The sequence below is a fragment of the Blautia faecicola genome (assembly GCF_004123145.1).
Classification (GTDB): domain Bacteria; phylum Bacillota; class Clostridia; order Lachnospirales; family Lachnospiraceae; genus Oliverpabstia; species Oliverpabstia faecicola.
The window spans coordinates 1,124,004-1,144,864 of record NZ_SDKC01000001.1 but is presented as its reverse complement, the minus strand read 5'-3'; the positions used below and the strand labels follow the sequence as shown (position 1 = coordinate 1,144,864).

General features: G+C 48.9%; 9 protein-coding genes. 1 reads left to right on the top strand and 8 read right to left on the bottom strand.

Going from position 1 to position 20,861, the window contains the following annotated elements:
• Positions 1 to 52 precede the first annotated feature (52 nt).
• From ETP43_RS05105 to ETP43_RS05070, 8 genes are all read right to left on the bottom strand, one after another.
• The gene (locus ETP43_RS05105; RefSeq protein ID WP_129257260.1) at positions 53 to 1,537 is read right to left on the bottom strand and encodes a glutamate synthase subunit beta; all 1,485 of its coding nucleotides are present in this window, start codon (positions 1,535 to 1,537) and stop codon (positions 53 to 55) included.
• Positions 1,538 to 1,542: 5 nt separating this feature from the next.
• Complete coding sequence (gene gltB / locus ETP43_RS05100; RefSeq protein ID WP_129257259.1) at positions 1,543 to 6,087, bottom strand: glutamate synthase large subunit; 4,545 nt, start codon at positions 6,085 to 6,087, stop codon at positions 1,543 to 1,545.
• Positions 6,088 to 6,101: 14 nt separating this feature from the next.
• Positions 6,102 to 7,706, bottom strand: a complete 1,605-nt coding sequence (locus tag ETP43_RS05095; protein ID WP_129257258.1) for a CTP synthase — start codon at positions 7,704 to 7,706, stop codon at positions 6,102 to 6,104.
• Positions 7,707 to 7,822: 116 nt separating this feature from the next.
• Positions 7,823 to 10,216 (bottom strand): transglutaminase domain-containing protein, encoded by a 2,394-nt coding sequence (locus ETP43_RS05090; protein WP_129257257.1) that lies wholly within the window; start codon positions 10,214 to 10,216, stop codon positions 7,823 to 7,825.
• 13 nt (positions 10,217 to 10,229) lie between these two features.
• Entirely contained in the window at positions 10,230 to 11,378 is a 1,149-nt protein-coding gene (locus tag ETP43_RS05085) for a DUF58 domain-containing protein (protein WP_129257256.1), read from the bottom strand.
• Positions 11,379 to 11,384: 6 nt separating this feature from the next.
• Complete coding sequence (locus tag ETP43_RS05080; protein WP_129257255.1) at positions 11,385 to 12,320, bottom strand: AAA family ATPase; 936 nt, start codon at positions 12,318 to 12,320, stop codon at positions 11,385 to 11,387.
• Entirely contained in the window at positions 12,317 to 16,744 is a 4,428-nt protein-coding gene (locus ETP43_RS05075) for a leucine-rich repeat domain-containing protein (protein WP_129257254.1), read from the bottom strand. Before ETP43_RS05075 ends, ETP43_RS05080 begins: the two co-directional genes overlap by 4 nt.
• 36 nt (positions 16,745 to 16,780) lie before the next feature.
• The gene (locus ETP43_RS05070; protein ID WP_164979600.1) at positions 16,781 to 18,454 is read right to left on the bottom strand and encodes an ATP-binding protein; all 1,674 of its coding nucleotides are present in this window, start codon (positions 18,452 to 18,454) and stop codon (positions 16,781 to 16,783) included.
• 295 nt (positions 18,455 to 18,749) lie between these two features.
• Between ETP43_RS05070 and ETP43_RS05065 the strand changes: the two genes are divergently transcribed.
• Positions 18,750 to 20,852, top strand: coding sequence for a glutamine synthetase III family protein (locus tag ETP43_RS05065; RefSeq protein WP_129257252.1), 2,103 nt, complete (start codon positions 18,750 to 18,752; stop codon positions 20,850 to 20,852).
• Positions 20,853 to 20,861: the final 9 nt, after the last annotated feature.

Genomic DNA, 20,861 nt, shown 5'->3' with positions numbered 1-20,861 from the left:
TCTGTCGAAATTTTATCGGTATATGCCTACGGCTTGCTCCGCACCAAGCTGCTTAGAGGTTTGTATAACCCATCAAAGACTTATCCACTTCTCTTGCTGCCTCTCTTCCTTCCCGGATTGCCCAGACTACCAGGGACTGACCGCGGTGCATATCGCCGGCTGTGAAAACACCCGGAACGCTGGTTTCGTATTCGTCCGGTTTTGTCAGAACATTAGTTCTCGGATTCAGATCGGTCTTGAAGGCATCAGTGACGTATTTCTGGCTTCCCAGGAAACCGGCTGCGATCAGTACCAGCTGCGCATCTATAACTTTCTCGCTTCCCTCAACGGGAACCATCATCATACGTCCGCTCTTTTCATCTTTTTTAGGCTCCAGGCTGACAATCACTGCTTTTTTCACGTTTCCGTTTTTGTCTTTCTGGAATTCTTTTACCGTTGTTTTATAGATTCGCGGATCCTGACCGAAGACTGCGATAGCTTCTTCCTGACCGTAATCGGTTTTCAGTACCTTCGGCCACTCCGGCCACGGGTTGGATGGCAGTCGCTCCACGGACGGTTTTGGCATCATCTCCAGCTGTGTGACGGATTTTGCTCCCTGGCGGACAGCGGTTCCCACACAGTCGTTACCGGTATCGCCACCACCGATGACTAACACGTGTTTTCCTTTTGCAGAGATTGCCTTTCCATCTGCAAATCCTGAATCCAGCAGGCTCTTGGTCACAGAAGAAAGATATTCCACTGCAAAGTAAATATTGCCGCTCTCTCTTCCCGGTACATTGATATCCCTGGGGTTGGAAGCTCCGCATGCCAGGATCACCCGGTCAAACTGTTTTTTCAGTTCTTCTGCGGTAATGTCTTTTCCCACATCCACACCGGTCTTAAATTCCACGCCTTCGGCTTTCATCAGCTCGATTCTGCGATCCAGAATCTTTTTATCCAGCTTCATGTTAGGAATACCATAACGGAGCAGTCCACCGATCCGGTCATGGCGTTCGAAAACGGTCACACTGTGTCCTCTGCGGTTTAACTGCTGCGCAGCTGCCAGTCCGGAAGGACCACTTCCTATTACCGCCACTTTCTTTCCGGTACGGATCTTCGGAGTCTGTGGCTGTACCCAGCCCATCTCGTAAGCATGTTCGATGATCGCGCGCTCATTTTCCTTTGTAGATACCGGTTTTCCGTTCAGATTACAGGTACAGGCTGCCTCGCAGAGTGCAGGGCAGACACGGCTGGTAAATTCCGGAAAACTGTGTGTCTTCGAGAGTCTCTCATATGCCTGTTTCCAGTTGCCACTGTATACCAGATCATTCGTCTCCGGTACCAGATTGTGCAGCGGGCAGCCGGAAGCCATGCCAGCTAACATGGCTCCGTTCTGGCAGAAAGGAACGCCGCACTCCATACAGCGCGCTCCCTGTTTCTGCTGTTCCTCTAACGGCAGTGGAGTACGGAATTCGTTAAAATGACGGATTCGTTTCAAAGGTTCCTCTACTGCTGCGTTTTTTCTTTCATATTCCAAAAATCCTGTCGCTTTTCCCATTTTTCTTACTCCTCCGATTTGGTCTGGAAACTTTCATAGAAGGCTTCCATCTGTGCCTGCTCTGTGCTCATACCTTTCTCTTCCAGTTTTGCAGAAAGAGCGATCATCTTCTTATAATCGTTCGGGATGATCTTTTTGAATTTTGGCAGATACTCCTGGAAATGTTCCAGAATCAGCGCACCTCTCTCGGATCCTGTTGCTTCCACATGTTCCTCGATCAGTTCTTTCAGTTCTTTGATATCGTATTTGTTTTCCACTTTTTCAATGGAAATCATATCTTTGTTCAGGTTCCGGTACAGATGGCTGTTCTCGTCGAGTACATAAGCGATACCGCCGCTCATACCTGCTGCAAAGTTCTTTCCGGTCTTACCGAGAACGACCACGCGACCACCGGTCATATATTCACATCCGTGTTCTCCCACACCTTCTACAACTGCGTAGGCACCGGAGTTACGGACTGCAAAACGTTCACCTGCCACACCATTGATAAATACTTTACCGCTGGTGGCTCCATACAGGGCTACGTTACCGGCGATGATATTCTCTTCTGCTTTGTATCCTCTGTTCTTCGACGGGAAGACAACCAGTTTACCACCGGAAAGTCCTTTTCCGTAGTAATCGTTGGTATCACCGCACAGACGCAGAGTCAGTCCTTTCGGGATAAATGCTCCGAAACTCTGTCCGCCGGCACCGGTACAGTTGATGGTGATCGTATCTTCCGGCAGTCCGTCTTTGTGCTGACGGGTGATCTCTGCTCCGAGGATCGTACCGAAGGAACGGTCGGTGTTGCCGACTTTCAGATCCAGAGAAGCTTTCGTTCCTTTTTCTACGGCTTTCTCCAGTTTCTTTAACAGCACTTTCTCATCCAGAGTCTTCTCCAGCTGGAAATCATATACTTTTTCCGGAGAGAAGGTCACACTCTCTTTTTCTCCCACATATGGGTTGTACAGGATCTGTGACAGATCCATCTTTGCTGCCATCGGTGTTTTTGCGTCTTCTTTTACTTTTAACAGGTCGCTTTTTCCTACCATCTCATCGATTGTACGAACACCCAGTTTTGCCATATATTCGCGCAGTTCCTGTGCGATAAAGCGCATGAAGTTTTCTACGTATTCCGGTTTTCCTTTGAAACGTTTTCTCAGTTCCGGGTTCTGGGTAGCCACGCCGACCGGGCAGGTATCCAGGTTACAGACTCTCATCATCACGCATCCCATCGTTACCAGCGGAGCGGTTGCAAAACCGAATTCTTCCGCACCGAGCAGTGCTGCGATGGCAACGTCACGGCCGCTCATCAGTTTACCGTCAGTTTCGATTCTGACACGGTTTCTCAGACCGTTCTGTAACAGGGTCTGGTGTGTCTCTGCAAGTCCCATCTCCCATGGAAGACCTGCGTTGTGGATGGAGCTTTCCGGAGCGGCTCCGGTACCTCCGTCGTATCCGGAGATCAGGATAACCTGTGCACCGGCTTTTGCAACACCTGCCGCTACCGTTCCGACACCTGCTTCGGAAACCAGTTTTACAGAGATGCCTGCGTATTTGTTTGCATTTTTCAGATCGTAGATCAGCTGTGCCAGGTCTTCGATCGAATAAATATCATGATGCGGCGGCGGGGAGATCAGGCTTACACCCGGTGTGGAATGTCTTGTCTTTGCGATCCACGGATATACTTTTTTCGCCGGAAGATGTCCGCCTTCCCCCGGTTTTGCACCCTGCGCCATCTTAATCTGAATCTCTCTTGCACTTACCAGATATCGGCTGGTGACACCGAATCGTCCGGAAGCTACCTGTTTGATGGCAGAGCATCTGTCACGGTCGGTTCCTGCAGAATCCAGTCTGTCATCACTCTCTCCACCTTCACCGGTGTTGGATTTGCCATGCAGATGATTCATCGCGATCGCCAGTGTCTCATGGGCTTCCTGTGAAATGGAACCGTAGGACATTGCACCGGTCTTAAACCGTTTTACGATCTCGTCGACACTTTCCACTTCATCGATCGGCACACCGCCGTTTTCCGGATAGTTAAAGTCCATCAGGCTTCTCAGGTAGCCGCTCTGTTCCTCGTCTACCATCGCGGTATACTGTTTGAACATGTCATAGCTTCCGGTCCATGTGGACTGCTGCAGCATATGAATGGTCTGCGGATTATAACGGTGTTCTTCTCCACCGCTTCTTCTTTTATGTTTTCCAAGGCTGTCCAGTGTCAGATCACTTGCCAGTCCCAGCGGGTCAAATGCCTGAGAATGTCTCTCATCCACCTGTTTTGCGATATCTTCCATGGTGATACCGCCGACACGGCTGACCGTTCCGGAGAAATATTTATCAATGACTTCCTGTGAGATACCAATGGCTTCGAAAATCTTCGCGCCCTGGTAAGACTGGATGGTGGAAATACCCATCTTGGAAGCAATCTTTACGATACCGTGCAGAACGGCTGCATTGTAGTCGTCCACTGCGGCATAATAATCTTTGTCAAGCAGTCCCTCTTCGATCAGTTCCTGGATGCTGTCCTGTGCCAGATACGGGTTGACTGCGCATGCACCATAACCCAACAGGGTTGCAAAATGATGCACTTCTCTCGGTTCTCCGGACTCCAGAATCAGTGCCAGAGAGGTCTGTTTCTTTGTATTTACCAGATGCTGATGAACGGCAGATACCGCTAACAGGGACGGGATCGGCACATGGTTTTCATCCACACCACGGTCGGAAAGAACCAGGATATTTGCACCGTCTTTGTACGCTTTGTCCACTTCCACAAACAGACGGTCAATCGCACGTTCCAGTTTGGTACTCTTATAGTAAGTGATCAGAACAACCGCTACCTTGAATCCCGGTTTGTGCATCTGTTTGATCTTCAGCATATCGGTATTGGTCAGGATCGGATTGTTGATTTTTAATACCTGGCAGTTTTCCGGTTTTTCCTCTAACAGATTGCCTTTTTTTCCTACATAAATCGTGGTACTGGTGACGATCTCCTCACGGATCGCATCGATCGGTGGGTTGGTTACCTGGGCAAATAACTGTTTGAAATAGTCAAATAACGGTCTCTGTTTCTCGGACAGTACTGCCAGCGGGGTATCCACACCCATGGCTGCGATCGATTCTCCACCGTTTAATGCCATGGTACGGATGGAATTTTTATATTCTTCATAGGTGTAGCCGAATGCTTTCTGCAACTGTTTTCTCTGCTCTTTTCCGTATTCTTCCACACGTTTGTTCGGGATTTTCAGCTCTTTTAATTCTACCAGGTTGCTGTCAAGCCATTCACCATATGGCTGTTTTGTCGCATAGATTTCTTTCAGTTCTTCATCCTGATAGATTTTTCCTTTTACAGTGTCTACTAACAGCATTTTACCCGGATGCAGACGCTCTTTTAACACGATCTCTTCTTCCGGTACTTCCAGAACACCGACCTCGGAAGCCAGAATCACATCACCGCTCTTTAATACATAGTAACGGGATGGACGCAGACCGTTACGGTCAAGAACCGCACCGACCAGATCACCGTCGGAAAATACGATGGATGCAGGACCGTCCCACGGCTCCATCATCGTTGCATAATACTGATAAAAGTCTCTCTCATCCTGATCCAGCGTCTTATTGTTGGTCCATGGTTCCGGAATCGTGATCATAACAGCCAGCGGAAGCGGCATACCACTCATCACCAGGAATTCCAGGGTGTTGTCAAGCATTGCAGAGTCGGATCCTCTGGTATCTACAACCGGAAGGATCTTGTGCAGCTGATTTTTCAGATGGGAGGATTCCATGGTTTCCTCACGCGCCAGCATCTTATCGGCATTACCGCGGATGGTGTTGATCTCACCGTTGTGTACGATAAAGCGGTTCGGATGTGCTCTCTCCCAGCTCGGGTTCGTGTTGGTACTGAAACGGGAGTGTACCATGGCGATGGCAGATTCATAGTCTTTGTCCTGCAGATCGCCAAAGAAGGTACGCAGCTGTCCTACCAGGAACATACCTTTGTATACGATGGTACGGCTGGACATGGATACTACATACGTATTTTCATTACTCTGTTCAAAGACACGGCGGGCGATGTACAGTTTCCGGTCAAATTCCAGTCCTTTTTCCACACGGGCAGGTTTTTTGATGAACGCCTGCACGATGTGCGGCATACAGACTCTCGCTTTATGACCGAGAACATCCGGATAAACCGGGACTTCACGGTAACCGAGAAGTTCCAGACCTTCTTTTTCCACGATGATCTCGAACATCTTCTTTGCCTGGTTACATTTCAGTTCATCCTGTGGGAAGAAGAGCTGGGCGATACCATACTCTCTTTCTTCTCCGATCGCGATTCCCAGCTTGTCACATTCTTTTTTAAAGAATTTGTGGGAGATCTGTAACAGAATACCTACACCGTCACCGGTTTTTCCCTCTGCATCTTTTCCTGCACGATGCTCCAGATTTTCTACGATTTTCAGAGCATTTTCTACTGTGGTGTGGCTTTTGATGCCTTTGCTGTTGATGACTGCTCCGATACCACAGTTATCATGCTCAAATTGCTGTCGATATAAACCCTGATTTTCTTTCATCACATTTTCTCCTCTCACTGGTGATACGCTACTGCTGCCTGGATCAGTCCACGGAACAGCGGATGTGCGCGGTTTGGTCTGGATTTGAGTTCCGGATGTCCCTGGGTTCCCACAAAGAACGGATGACCCGGGATCTCAAGCATCTCTACGATACGTTTATCCGGTGACAGTCCGGAAAGTACCATTCCATTTTCTTCCAGTTCCTGTCGATAGTCGTTATTTACTTCATAGCGGTGACGGTGTCTCTCGCTGATTTCTTCGGTTCCGTATACTTCTCTTGCCTTGCTTCCTTCTTTCAGGACACACGGGTAAGCACCAAGGCGAAGAGTTCCGCCCAGGTTTTCCACACCGTTCTGTTCCGGCATCAGTGCGATGACCGGATGTGTGGTTTCCGGATCCAGCTCGATGCTGTTGGCATCTTTATATCCGATCACATCTCTGGCAAATTCTACAATTGCCATCTGCATACCAAGGCAGATGCCAAGGAACGGGATCTTTTCTTCTCTTGCATAGCGGATCGCTTCGATCTTTCCTTCCGTACCACGGGTTCCGAAACCTCCCGGTACCAGGATACCATCCACGCCTTTTAATTTTTCAGCTACATTTTCCGGTGTGATCTCTTCGGAATCTACCCAGCGGATCTTTACGTTTGCACGGGCTGCGATTCCGCCGTGTTTCAGCGCTTCTACCACACTCAGATAGGCATCATGCAGCTGGATGTATTTTCCGACCATTGCGATCTCCACTTCGTGGATCGGATTTCTCAGGTCTTCTACCATCTGTTTCCAGTCGGTCAGATCCGGTTCCGGGCAAGGCAGCTGAAGGGATTCACATACCACCTGTGCCAGATGTTCTTTCTCCATGGCAAGCGGTGCTTCATACAGATACTCCACATCGAGGTTCTGCAGTACATGATTGACCGGCACATTACAGAACAGTGCGATCTTGGCTTTCATCTCCTCGGAGATCTCATATTCGCTTCGGCATACCAGTACATCCGGCCACAGTCCCATTCCCTGCAGTTCCTTGACGCTCTGCTGGGTTGGTTTTGTCTTCATCTCTCCGGATGCTTTCAGATACGGAATCAGGGTTACATGGATCAGAACCGCATTCTCATGACCGATCTCATGCTGGAACTGACGGATGGCCTCCAAAAACGGCTGGCTCTCGATATCACCTACCGTACCACCCACCTCGATGATCGCAATGCGGTTTTCATCCTCTGACTTTGCTTTATAAAAATGATCTTTGATCTCATTGGTAATATGCGGAATGACCTGTACGGTTCCTCCGCCGTAATCTCCGTGGCGTTCTTTCTGAAGCACGGACCAGTAGATTTTTCCTGTCGTTACGTTTGAGTTCTTGTCCAGGCTCTCATCAATGAACCGTTCATAGTGTCCCAGATCCAGGTCTGTCTCGGTACCGTCGTCTGTTACGAACACTTCTCCATGCTGAATCGGATTCATCGTACCCGGGTCCACGTTGATATACGGATCAAACTTCTGCATCGTCACCTGATAACCTCTGGCTTTCAGAAGTCTTCCCAGGGAAGCTGCCGTAATTCCCTTTCCCAGACCGGATACCACGCCGCCTGTTACAAACACATACTTTACTGCCATCACATTTTCCTCCTCTTTTGAAAAAACTAAAAAGTAAAAAAGGCGTCAGAAACCCTTTCGGATCTCTGACGCCTTTGTCAGTGTTTTTTTAATGCTACTATTATGTCTCTTTCCTTTTATTTTGTCAATTCTTTTCTGTCGTTTTTTTTGTTTTTTCTTTTTTGCCCTGTTTTTCGACGGATTTTTCCAATTATCCGTGCAACATAGCCATAACGGAGCAGGATTCTGCCCTTTCGGTCGAGTGTTTCTTTTCCGATCTCCTGCAGCTTTTCCATAAAGCTGTCGATGGTACGCATCTCATAGGCTTCCAGTTCCATCTGTCCGTAGAGGGATTTTTCCATGATCCTGCAGACACGAAGATACGAACCGGCTTCCACACCCGGATATTTTTCATGGATTTTTTCGTCCACTTCGTCGGTCTTCCATCCAAGACTCATCGAAATTCCGAGAAATTCCAGAAGTTTTTCCATCTTCTCGGACATCATATGAATCTTCTCCTTCTGATCCACCCGTTCATACTTCCGGTGCATCGATTCGTAATCCCAGATTCTTCCGATCTCAAGGACTCCCAGCAGCACCAAAGCAAGAATGATCAACAACGTGACACCCCCCAGTATAACGGCTCCCATGCGGACAGCCACACGTTTGAGTGCATCTCCGTTCCTTCTTGATCCCGTAGTATCGGTCGCCTGATTGGCTTCAAATGACGGATCTTCCAGTACCGCATTCTTATTGACCTGATCCGGTGCACTGATCATCTGCTGTAAGGATACCGCATCGTAATAATACCCCGGTGTGGTATCCAATGGCAGCCAGCCCACACCATCAAAATAGACCTCCACCCAGGCATGTGCGTCCGCACCGGTCAGGGTGTTGGTTCCACTTTCTTCTTTTTGGATCTGATCCGCGGATAAATAGTAGCCCTCCACATAACGTGCCGGAATTCCATAGGCGCGAAATGCTTCCGTGGCTGCTGCCGCATAGTAAACATCATTTCCCTGTTTTCCTTCTGTCAGGAACCAGCGGATCGGATCTTCTCCCTCCGGAATCTGCGGCATCATCTCGGTATACGTTGTCTCACCGCTCAGACATTGCCGGATCTGATTTAACGCACTGTAGATACCGTCACTGTCCGTCTCGTAATCATCCCAGAAAATCCGCTGCATCAGCCGCTGCATGTCACTATCTATCGTGGTATAGGTATGATAAACAAATTCCCGGTAGACCGCTTCTGCCTCCTGATATTCCTGTCGACGATCCGTATCCGGATCTTCTACCCAGTTATCCGCAACCGTCAGTTCACCCGGTCTGCTTCCTGAGATCTCCTCCCAGCGATACGAACGGCTTCCAAAAAGTCCTCTGCTTGCCAGTCGACTGTCTTTTTCTTCTTTTACACTGCCGTTGATCATCCGGACATAGGAAACCGGCGTGTAAATATAATAGCGGGACGCATTTTTTACTTTTACCTGTACCTGATTCCCCTCCGGTACATCCTGTTCTTCCCCTAACTGATTGTATGCTGCGACCTGTGTCAGCGGATCAAAACTCCGCGCCTTTAACCAGGTAAACATTCCTGCATTTTTTCCGCTGTAGGCGGCATCAGACATTTCTTCCCACTGTCCGTTCTGATAACTGCCTCCTACAAATCCCCGCAGATACAGATTCTTTTCCTGCTGACCCTGTACTTCCAGCATTACTTCCGTACTTGCATGCAGTTTGCCTGCCTGATACAGATCTCCTTCCGGCAGGATATCTTTTCCATAACGGATCTCATGCACTTTTTCTTCTACCTGTTCCCGGAAATCCATGACGGTTTCCATACCGGCTCTGTCACTGCTCATACCCGCCGCACATAATAAAACGGCGATTCCCAGCGCCCAGACCACCATGCTTTTCGTAATCCAGGTTTTTCTTCCGGCGATCCACATGCCACAGAGTCCTGCCAGCAGGAATCCACATGCAACCGGGTTATAGGTAGCTCCGACAAGCTGTATGACGATCCACACCGTCACCATGACCATACATACGATCCGCTGTTTCTTTTTTACCAGAACCAGAATCCCCTCTCCCAGGACAAGTGCCATCACCAGGGAAAATGCCTGCACATTCTGTTCCGTGGTCTGCGCGTTAAAAAGGGCTACACCGCCCTCCTGTGACAGATTCCATCCGGTGATGATCGCATTGATCCAGGAAAGGAATCCGGTCAGGTATCCGTGAAACCCGGTAACGATCAGCAGGAGCAGCCACGGAATCCCGTAGAGTATCCCCTTTATAGAAGTTTTTTTCCCGTACTGTTGTGCCAGCACACTTCCCAACAGACCGATCCCTGCCGTCACCGCGATCAGGATCCCCATACCGGTCTTCTGTCCCCAACTCTCCACAAAGGAGATCAGGCTTCCGGTCATCAGTACCAGCGCCAGACAGATATCCCACAGGATCAGCTGGTATTCTTTATTTTGTTCCTGCAAGGGGATGTTCTGTATCTGTATTTCTTTTGTCTTCTGCTTCATCTCTTCTTCCCCTTTAACATAGAATCCGATAGGTTTCTTCCTGTTTTTCTCCTGCCGGGATCTCGATCAGCATACCATTCTGCTTCAGGCTGGTGTAGGAGAGTCCTTTTTTCGCTAATGACTGGATCACCGTGATACCAATCTTCTGTTCCAGTCCCCGTACCCCTTTCTCATAATCTCCACAGGACAGGACCACCAGCCGGTTAAAATACTGTTCCAGATGCTGCATCTGGAAATATTCCAGTCCCGTACCCCCGATCGCCTGTACCGGAATGGAAAGCCACTGCGGAAGTATCCTGGAAAATTCTTTTTCATTCTGTATCTCATAGAGCTGAAGTCCGTTTCTGGTGGGAATCGCAAGGCAGAAGCCTCTTCCTTTTTTCAGAAGCTCTCTCGCAGCCTCCACGCCCACAGCGATGACCGTGTTCATCTCTGCCTCTCCATCCGGTCTGTTCAGCTGATCCAGCCCGTAGTCCGGGAGCAGCAACAGTGTATGATGCGAGGGATCACTCGCCTGACGGATCACCAGATCATCCGTCTTGCTGGTCAGTTTCCAGTGAATAGCACGGATGTCATCCCCCGGTGCATATTCCCGCAGTTCAAACATCTCGCTTGGATCATTTCCTTTTCTGTTCTGAAGAAATCCATCTGTCTGAGAAGATCCTACCGTTCCTGCAATCCGCTCCATCTGTACACGCATCTTTGGCGGATACAGTACCGTATAAAAGGTCTGTCCCGCTTTCAGTGGAATGCGGAAAAGGCCCAAAAGATCCATCACCCACACACGGGTGCACTCGAAACGTGTCTGCCCGCACAGCCGCAGTTCCACCGGCAGGGAAAACGTCTGTTCCTTTCCTTTCAGTGGCAGCAGAAATTGCAGACATTCGCTCCGGTCAAACATCTCATTTTTCACTTTCAGTTCGATCTGCACCCGGTCCGCAACCCGGAGCGCACCTTTCGAATATATGGCAGCCGCCACCGGTTTTTCTTTTTCCAGACGGATCTTTATGCTCTTTCCGTCTCTCCGGATCAGGATTCCAAACACCGGGATCAACAGCAGTGACAACAGCAGAGCCACCAGCAGAAACGATTTGCCGGAGAAAAATAACAAGATTGCAAGGATTCCTGCCAAGCACCCATAGGCCAGCCGATTTTTCCACATAGCCTTCTACCTTTCTGCCTTCGGACGGATGTCATCCATGATTTCCTGAAGGATCATCCTGGCATCCTCTCCGTCAGCCTGTGCCTGCGGACGAAGTACCAGACGGTGTGCACACACATCTGTGTAGACATTCTGTACATCTTCCGGAATCACGTAGTTTCTTCCCCGGATGATCGCGCTGGCTTTTGCCATCTTTACCAAAGCGGAAACACCTCGCGGAGAGATTCCCAGCTCTACCAGCGGATGATTTCTTGTCGCTTCACACAGTAAGATCGCATACCGCAGCACATCCTCGGTCATCTGTACGGAAGTCAGATAATTCTGTACCTCGATCACGTTCTGCGCCGTCGTTGCCGGCTGCAGCTCCTGTAACGGATTCTGATAACGCTGTGCATTGATAATGTTCATCTGGTGTTCCAGTGTCGGATAGCCGATTGACAGACACACCATAAAACGGTCCAGCTGAGACTCCGGCAGCGGCTGCGTACCAGCAAATCCCAGCGGGTTCTGTGTGGCAATACAGATAAACGGAGACGGCAGATGATGTGTCTTTCCGTCCACAGTGATCGTATGTTCCTCCATCACCTCTAGAAGTGCCGACTGTGTCTTCGGGGAGGTACGGTTGATCTCATCTGCCAGAAGCAGCTGACAGTTTGCCGCACCGTCACGGTATTCAAAACTGTTGGTTTCCCGGTTAAACATCGTAAACCCTGTAATATCTGACGGCAGCGTATCCGTGGTAAACTGAATACGCTTGCAGCTAAGTCCCAGTACCTTTGAAAATGCCAGTGCCAGGGTGGTTTTTCCAACCCCCGGGCAATCCTCCAGCAGCACATGTCCTCCGGCATAAATCGTCATCAGAATTTTTTCGATAATATCGTTTTTTCCGATAAATGCCTTATTTACCTCCGCAATGATCTGCTTGGACTGTTCTACTATCATTCCTGTGTCTCCTCTCCGCTACCATTTCCGGCAGTATCTGTATTTTCCTGATTTTCTTTTTTATTTTCTGTTCCCTCCGATGTCAGAGCGTCCTTTTCCGCACTGCCACCCGTCGGGTTCTGTTTCTCTTCCTTTGAAGAATCCTCCGTCTTCTGTTCTGTGTCCGGATCTTCTTCTGTCTCTTCTTTCTTCCGATCTTCCTGTACGCCGTCCGTCTCTTTCGTTTCCTCTTCCGATCCGGAAAGTTCCTCGTCTGTTTCCGCCTCTTCACTGTCCGGCAGATTGTCGAGCGTCACACTCAGATCCTTCGGATCCGTGATCTGTTCCATACCGATCATGGCGCGCAGCTGGTTTTCCAGCGGAAGTAAACGGTTTGCCACCTCGATATCCACTGCCTGATCCGAATCATCCTCTCCTGCCTCTGCCAGTTTGGCTTTTATACTCTCACGCATGGCCGCAAGATCCTCATAACCTGCCATCGGGAAGATCCAGGACTGGATATAAGTCTCCTCGCTTCCATCCGGCAGCATCATATAGATCGGCGTACTCGTCGTGCCAAATACAAACGGGTGCTCTTCAGACCATCCTTTCAGTGCCGGCGGTGTCTCCGACATAAAATACAGCATCAGGGAATCGCTTTCCACGCCGTCAAATGCATTGGTAAAAATACCGGAAATCATATCCGGGATCAGTACCATACCCAGATTTTTTGCACGCTTAAAGGCTCCGGTTCCAATGTAATCCAGGAACCAGTTATCCGGCAGGTTATCCAGCTGCATCCACAGATTCATAACGGTGATATCCGACGGTGTTCCCGCCAGTGACAGCATCCCCTCATTGTCCAGATGGTACGGATAATAGTCTACCGGTTCGCTCACTGTTTCGGTTCCGATCATCCTGCGGATTCTGTTTTCTGCCGACAAAAGAGCTGCCTCCACCAGTTCATCCACCTCTTCATCCGAAGGGAATTCCCAGGTCAGCCAGTCCATATGCTGATATCGGATATCATACCACATATTCAGATATGCCGGATAATCCCCGGATTCCACATAGCCGGCATAAAAATACCGCCATTTTTTCACATAATTCACTTCACTGCCTTCCGGAATCCGGATCTTCAGATTGGCTTCTTCTTCCTCCTGTGTCCAGCCAAAGTTAAACTGGAAACCGGAAGTTCCCAAAACGACCAGACTTGGAGCTGTGTAGTCATTGATCGTAATGCTGGTAAGCTGATTACAGTCATTGAACAGACCGCTGTACAGTGCCACGCTGTCCTGCATCGTGCCAAACTGTGCCGTTGTCAGACTGTCACAGCCGCCAAACGTGCCCTCACCGATCTGTCCGATATTATCTCCCATCGTCACACTGGTAAGCTGATCACAGTTATACACCGCATAGCTTGCCAGGTAGCAGCTGTCGCTCAGTGTAATATCACCTCCCAGCTGCGAACTGTAAAATGCACCGCTGTCGATCCACAGCTGACCGAGATTTTCCCAGTTGACGGTATACCGTCCGCTTTGTGTGGTGGTATACTCCAGTGCCTGGCTCCAGATCTCCAACGTGGTATCCGGCAGACTGACCTGTGCATCCAGATGTCCTCCGGAACGAAGCAGCAGCCACGGTTCTCCGGCCGCATTGGTTCCGTAAAGTGCCTTTCCTGTTTCGCCCACTTCCACGACCTCAAATGAATACACTCCTGATTCTTCGGTAAACCAGATGTTTCCGTAATATCCTTCTGAATTCGTCGGTGTAAAAAATGTCCGGTTTCCAAAAGTATCTGTGAGTCCCGGATCGTAATCCTCATCCATCACGCCCTGTGGCGCATTGGACGCCACAAAACGGAGTGCTTTACACCCGTCAAATGCCTGATTTCCGATCTCGATCACATCCCGTGATTCGATGATCACACCCTGCAGTGCCGTACAGTTCCCGAACGCCTCATAGCCGATCTTTTTAACACTCTCCGGTAAACTTACCCATTCCAGATCCCCGGCTTCGCTGAATGCATAATCATCCACTGCCGTGATTGTAATCGGATTGCCTTCCTGATCCGTCATGACTCCGTCAAAACTCTGCAAACCGTCCGGAATGGAAATCAGCGTGACTTCTTTTTCTCCGTCCTCTTCCGTCACGGCATAGGAATATCCTTCCTTGGAAGTTGCCAGAAGTTCCACTTCAACATCCTCTGATGCCCCGGAACCCTTCAGCTGTTCCTGCACCACCCGGTACTGTAACTTTGTATAGCACAGAATCTTCCGGATCCCGCTGTTTTGGAAACAGTTTTCTTCGAGCCCGATATTTTCTCCGTTTTTCGGCATCAGCAGTGTCGCAACATTCTCTACGCCATCAAAAGCACCTTCCTCAATGTTGGTTACTTCCGATGCGAGCTGCACTTTATTTCCCGTTGCATCAACCAGACGCCGCATGGAACCGTTCTGATCGATCATGCAGCCATATTTCATCCGATACATTCGGGTCGGTTCACTGATCGCAACAACACAGTTTCCCGGATCATCTTTCAGGCTGTCCCAGTTTTCCTTCATAAATTCTTCCAGCAGGTCATCTTTTACCAGAATCTTACAGTTTTTCAGATTTTCATACGAGATCTCCGGCATCTCCTCCATCGAGGACGCATCGATTTTAAGGGTCTGGATCTCATTTTTCTCGCTGACTGAGACTTTGGTAACGCCTTCTTTTACCGTTATCTCCTCTTTTTCATACGGAATGTTCAAATACTCCGTTCCGCTTTTGTTAGTCAGAACTCCGTCATCCGCCATCGCATAGCACGGATTGTTCTCACCTACCGAATAACCCTTCTTTACTTTCAGTCCGTCATTATTTCCGGCAATGTAAAGAACCGTATCCGGGATATCCAAATAATCCACAGAAATATTGGCATCATCGTCCATCATAACCGCCTGGATATATTCCGGTACTTCCAGACGCGTCTCGTTCTCTCCGGCTGTTTGCAACGCACTCTTTTCCACGCTGGTCAGTGCCTGCAGGTAGCACAGGTTATCATACTGCCAACCGACATCAAACGTATCTGACATCCACACCTGTCGCAGCTGAACCGTGTACGCCAGATCCAGTGCCACCGGATCTTCCGGTTCCAGAATGTGACGGCCGACGGTGGCTATATAATACCAGTCCACCAGCTTTCCATCCTCACTCCAGCCCGGAAAAAGTGTTGTCAGCCCGTCTTCCCCAAGATACATCACCTGATACCGCAGGAGATTCAGCATGGTTCCCTCTTCCAGATGCTGATCCGAGTTCAGTACCTTTGTCGTATCCAGTACCTGATTTTCCTCGGTGATCGCCTCTGTCATGACATAGATCCTGCTGTCTTCCGGTGCATACGGAACATCCATCTGTGTCCATTCCGTATCATTTGTGGAGAAACGGTATCCCACCCGGATCACCATCTGATCAGCATCGATGTCTTTCGGGATTGTCATCGGAAACACATCGCTCCAGGTTTCTCCGCCGTCAAAGGAAACCGCCTCGATACGGATATAGTTATCGAGCGCATTGCTTCCCCATACATAGAAGCTTCTGTTTCCCTTGCTGTCATCGATATAGGCAAAGGTCTCGAGTGCATTGTAGGTTCTCGTCTTATCTATGATCTGTCCCTTATACAGCATACCATCTGTATTGAACACGGACTTCTGTATAATAACCCCTTTTGTATTTTCCGGATTCTTGAAATTATTGGATACATCTTCCGTATAAGGGTTGCTGTCTCCACCTATAATTCCCGGAGTTGCCTTGTTGCTGTCCGGATCTTTCGCGGAACTGGCAGGACGGGTTGCCGGTGTCGGCGTCGGTGTCGGGATCAGCGGATCATCCGTCTTGGAATCCGAAGAGTTCTGTCCGTTGTTGCTGTCCGTTCCCTGATTCTTATCCGTACCGGAAGAACTTCCGTTTCCATTCCCGGATTCTCCCGTACCGTTACCGTTTCCACCCTGGCTTACGGTTCCCTGAATGATCGTATCAGCATTTCCTTTATCACCCGTCAGATTGTAGATCGGCTGTCCACTTCCCTGACCGGCCGGGCTTTGTACACCACCTGTGGCGGTATCTCCAAGCACCGTAATATTATTGGTCTGATTGCTCTGGTCGAGAAGACCGTTCTCAAACAGATATTTTCCATTCTGTGATCCCGAAACAGGGCTCTTGTCCTTTGGGAAATCTGTATTTTTTTTCCAGTATTCGCTTTCTTCTCCCTGCTGCTGTTCCTGCTCGCCTGCCGCTTCCTCATCGTCAGAAAAGACAACCTGATTCTTCTGTAATTCACGATCTGTGTTAAATGGCTGAAAATCATTGCCCGCCTGATACGCAGATACCAGTGCCACCGTTCCCACAGTCAGTGCCGGGACTGCAATTGCCACAATCCCCGCTCGCTTCATCTTCTTTTCGTCCATTTTTATCCCTTGTTCTCTTTATCTTTAACCTGTTATTTATAGAAAATTTTTAATCTCATGCCGCAGCGCGATAAAATCCACCGGTTTTGCGAAATGACCGTTCATGCCACTCTCGGCAGACAGCCGTTCGTCTTCGACAAACGCATCCGCAGACAGCGCAAAGATCGGAATCTTCCGCGCATCCGCCCGGTGCATCGCCCGGATCGTCCTTACAGCTTCCCGGCCGTCCATCACCGGCATCTGTACATCCATCAAAATAAAATCAAAATATTGTTCCGGATGACTGCTGAAAGCTTCCACTGCCTCCTGACCATTCTCTGCTGTGAGTACTTCCGCACCCATCTCCTCGAGAATCTCTGTCGCAATCATCGCATTCATCTCATTGTCTTCTGCTACAAGGATCCGACGGCCGCGGAACACATCTTCTTCCTGATCCGTCTGCTCCTGTCCGGTTTTCTTCGGCAGTTCCATTGTCTCCACCGGCTTGCTTGCGATCGGAAGATGGAGATACACGGAAAAGTCCGATCCGACTTCCGGCGTACTCTCTACCACGATCTCACCACCCATCAGTTTTACCAGCTGATCGGTGATCGCCATACCCAGTCCGGTTCCTCCGTACTGTTTCGCCGTATCGGCACTCTCCTGCTCGAACGGACGGAAGATCCGCTTGATAAACTTCGGATCCATACCGGTTCCGGTATCATGTACCCGGATCATCAGATCGACGGTCTGATCCTGCAGCATCATCTGCCGGAATGTCACCACGATCTCACCCTCTTTTGTAAACTTCACTGCATTTGACAGGAAGTTGATGATGATCTGGCTGATACGGAGTTCATCCCCGACTACATAATCCACCGTCATCTCCTCGTAATTGACCGCATAACGGATGCCGCGGCTTTCCAGATTCTTCGCAAACATATCATAAAGCCGCTGTCCAAGACCTGACAGACTGAACACTTTCTGTTCCAGTTCCACTTTTCCCGCTTCGATCCTGGACATATCCAGAATATCGTTGATCAGCGAGAGCAGATGTTCGGACACTTTTTCTGCGTTTTCCAGATACAGCATCGCCGGATCTGTCTTTTTCATCTTTCCTTTTGCAAGGGTCAGCATACCCATGATACCGTTCATCGGTGTCCGGATCTCGTGGGACATCCGGTAGAGGAAACTGGTCTTTGACTGGCTTGCCTCTCTGGATGCATCCAGCTGGGTCTCATACTGCCGGATCCTGTCATGGATCCCGGTCGTTGTCTCCAGCCAGATCAGTTCATACCCTTCCTGCGGGCTTTTCTGTGCGGTCATATGCATCCACTGTCCATTACTCAGCTGCATCTCCGCCTGGAAATTTTCCCCGCCGTTCCATGCACGGTATTCTTTCCATATTTTTTCTCCCTGCGCGGGATCTTCCAATATAGTGGTAAATACCGTGATATCTTCTTTCAGCCGCTGTTCGGTAACTCCGGTCATTCCTTCCAGATCACCTGCTGTATATACCGGCATCATATCTGCTTTCCGGATCAGAATGCAGACCTCCTGCTTTCTTTTTTCCAGCGTATCCAGCAAAATCTGCTCCGGATCCGTTTTCTTTCGTTTTTTTCCGGTTCCTCCGCCTCGCATCCGTATCTTTCCGACAAGTACGATTGCCACCAGTGCCTCCGCGCCGCCAACCAGCACAAGCGGAAGATGTTCTCCTAATATTGTAAGCATTTGCGTAATCTGGATCATAATTCCTCCTTGTTTCTCCTTTAAGCGCAAAAACCTCAGTTTATTAATCAATCATAGCACTATCCCATTTTATATTCAACTGCGTAATGCTCCGTTTTCTCCAGAATCCGTAAAATTTTTTAATTTTTTTCAATTCAGGGATTGACAACCGAAAATTTCCGTGTATACTACATGGCATAAAGCAAAGGCGCTTTGAACTTGGAAACAGGTTCAGGGCGCCTTTTTTGTCTTTTGATATTCTGAAAACAATCTGGGCAATCAGAAAGGAGAACAAACCATGACACATGAAGAAATTCCTATTTTATATGGAAGCCTTGTATTCAACGATAAGGTAATGCGTAACAAACTGCCGAAGGACATGTACAAAGCCCTTCGTAAAACAATCGAAAACGGAACTCACCTGGAACTGGACGTAGCCAATTCCGTAGCCGTAGCCATGAAAGAATGGGCGGTAGAAAACGGAGCTACCCATTACACACACTGGTTTCAGCCAATGACCGGTTTCACCGCTGAGAAACACGACAGCTTCATCACACCGGTTGGTGACGGCGAAGTTATCATGGATTTCTCCGGAAAAGAACTGGTAAAAGGTGAACCGGATGCATCCAGTTTCCCATCCGGCGGACTTCGTGCTACTTTCGAAGCAAGAGGTTATACAGCATGGGATCCTACCTCACCGGCTTTCATTAAAGATGGTACTTTATATATTCCGACTGCATTCTGCTCTTACAGCGGAGAGGCACTGGATAAGAAAACTCCACTGCTCCGTTCCATGGAAGCACTGAACACAGAAGCAGTAAAAATGCTGAAACTTCTGGGAAATGAAACCGTTACCAGCGTGTCCACAACGATCGGACCGGAACAGGAATATTTCCTGGTAGACAAAGACCTGTATAAGAAGAGAAAAGACCTGGTATTCTGCGGACGTACTCTGTTTGGTGCACCTGCTCCAAAAGGACAGGAAATGGAAGATCATTACTTTGGTTCCCTGAAACCAAAGGTTGCTGCTTATATGCATGATCTGGATGTAGAGTTGTGGAAACTTGGTATCCCGGCAAAAACAAAACATAACGAAGTTGCTCCTGCACAGCATGAGCTGGCTCCGATCTTTGATACCGCAAACGTAGCCGTTGACCACAACCAGCTGACCATGGAAATCATGAAAAAAGTGGCTGACAAACATGGTCTGGTATGCCTGTTACATGAAAAACCATTCGAAGGCATCAACGGAAGCGGAAAACATAACAACTGGTCTCTCGTAACCAGCGATGGCGACAACCTGTTAAATCCCGGAAGCACACCGGCACAGAACATCCAGTTCCTGGTATTCCTGATGGCTGTTATCAAAGCCGTTGATGAATATGCAGATCTGATGCGTGTATCTGCAACCAGCGCCGGCAACGATCACCGTCTGGGCGGTAACGAGGCTCCGCCAGCAATCGTATCCATCTTCTTGGGCGATGAACTGACCGCAGTTCTCGAATCCATCGAAAACGATACGTTCTTCGGAAAACAGAAAAAAGTACAGCTGGATATCGGTGCTCATGTACTTCCACACTTCGTGAAAGATACCACAGATCGTAACCGTACTTCACCATTTGCCTTCACAGGTAATAAATTCGAATTCCGTATGCTTGGTTCTGCTGCATCTGTTGCAAACCCGAACGTGGTACTGAACACCGCAGTTGCAGAAGCTCTGGCTCAGTTCTACACCGAACTGGAAGGAACCAAACCGGAAGATATGGAACAGGCCGTACATGAACTGATCAAACGTGCCATCCGCAAACATAAAAAAGTCATCTTCAACGGCAACGGTTATACCGACGAGTGGGTTGCTGAAGCAGAAAAACGCGGATTATATAATCTGCCGTCTACTCCGGACTGCCTGCCACAGCTGTTAGCAGATAAAAACGTGGAACTGTTCACCAAACATCATGTATTTACAAAAGAAGAACTGGCTTCCCGTTATGAGATCAAACTGGAAAACTATGTAAAAACCATCGGTATCGAGGCTCGTACTCTTGCAGAGATGATCACCAAAGATTTTCTGCCGGCTGTCAGCACCTATGCCGCAGAGGTTTCCAAAAACGCAGCAGCAAAGAAATCCTTTATGGCTGCCGCTGATACTGCTTCGGAAGAAGCACTGGTTGAAAAACTGTCCACTGCTTACACTTCTCTGACTGCAGAGGTAACAGAACTGAAAACCCTGATTGATACTTCTTTCGCTCTGGAAGATACCCAGAAATGTGCAGAAGCATTCCATGATCAGGTACTGGCAAAAATGGAAGACATCCGTACTGTTGCCAGTGATATTGAAGCTTTAATTCCAGATTCTATCCTGAGCTATCCTACTTACGATCAGCTTTTGTTCTCCCTGTAGTGAGGTGGA

Excerpts from the sequence above, each read along its gene's own strand:
- ETP43_RS05105 (WP_129257260.1), bottom strand. The coding sequence starts at position 1,537 with ATGGGAAAAGCGACAGGATTTTTGGAATATGAAAGAAAAAACGCAGCA.
- gltB (WP_129257259.1), bottom strand. The coding sequence starts at position 6,087 with ATGAAAGAAAATCAGGGTTTATATCGACAGCAATTTGAGCATGATAAC.
- ETP43_RS05095 (WP_129257258.1), bottom strand. The coding sequence starts at position 7,706 with ATGGCAGTAAAGTATGTGTTTGTAACAGGCGGCGTGGTATCCGGTCTG.
- ETP43_RS05090 (WP_129257257.1), bottom strand. The coding sequence starts at position 10,216 with ATGAAGCAGAAGACAAAAGAAATACAGATACAGAACATCCCCTTGCAG.
- ETP43_RS05085 (WP_129257256.1), bottom strand. The coding sequence starts at position 11,378 with ATGTGGAAAAATCGGCTGGCCTATGGGTGCTTGGCAGGAATCCTTGCA.
- ETP43_RS05080 (WP_129257255.1), bottom strand. The coding sequence starts at position 12,320 with ATGATAGTAGAACAGTCCAAGCAGATCATTGCGGAGGTAAATAAGGCA.
- ETP43_RS05075 (WP_129257254.1), bottom strand. The coding sequence starts at position 16,744 with ATGGACGAAAAGAAGATGAAGCGAGCGGGGATTGTGGCAATTGCAGTC.
- ETP43_RS05070 (WP_164979600.1), bottom strand. The coding sequence starts at position 18,454 with ATGCTTACAATATTAGGAGAACATCTTCCGCTTGTGCTGGTTGGCGGC.
- ETP43_RS05065 (WP_129257252.1), top strand. The coding sequence starts at position 18,750 with ATGACACATGAAGAAATTCCTATTTTATATGGAAGCCTTGTATTCAAC.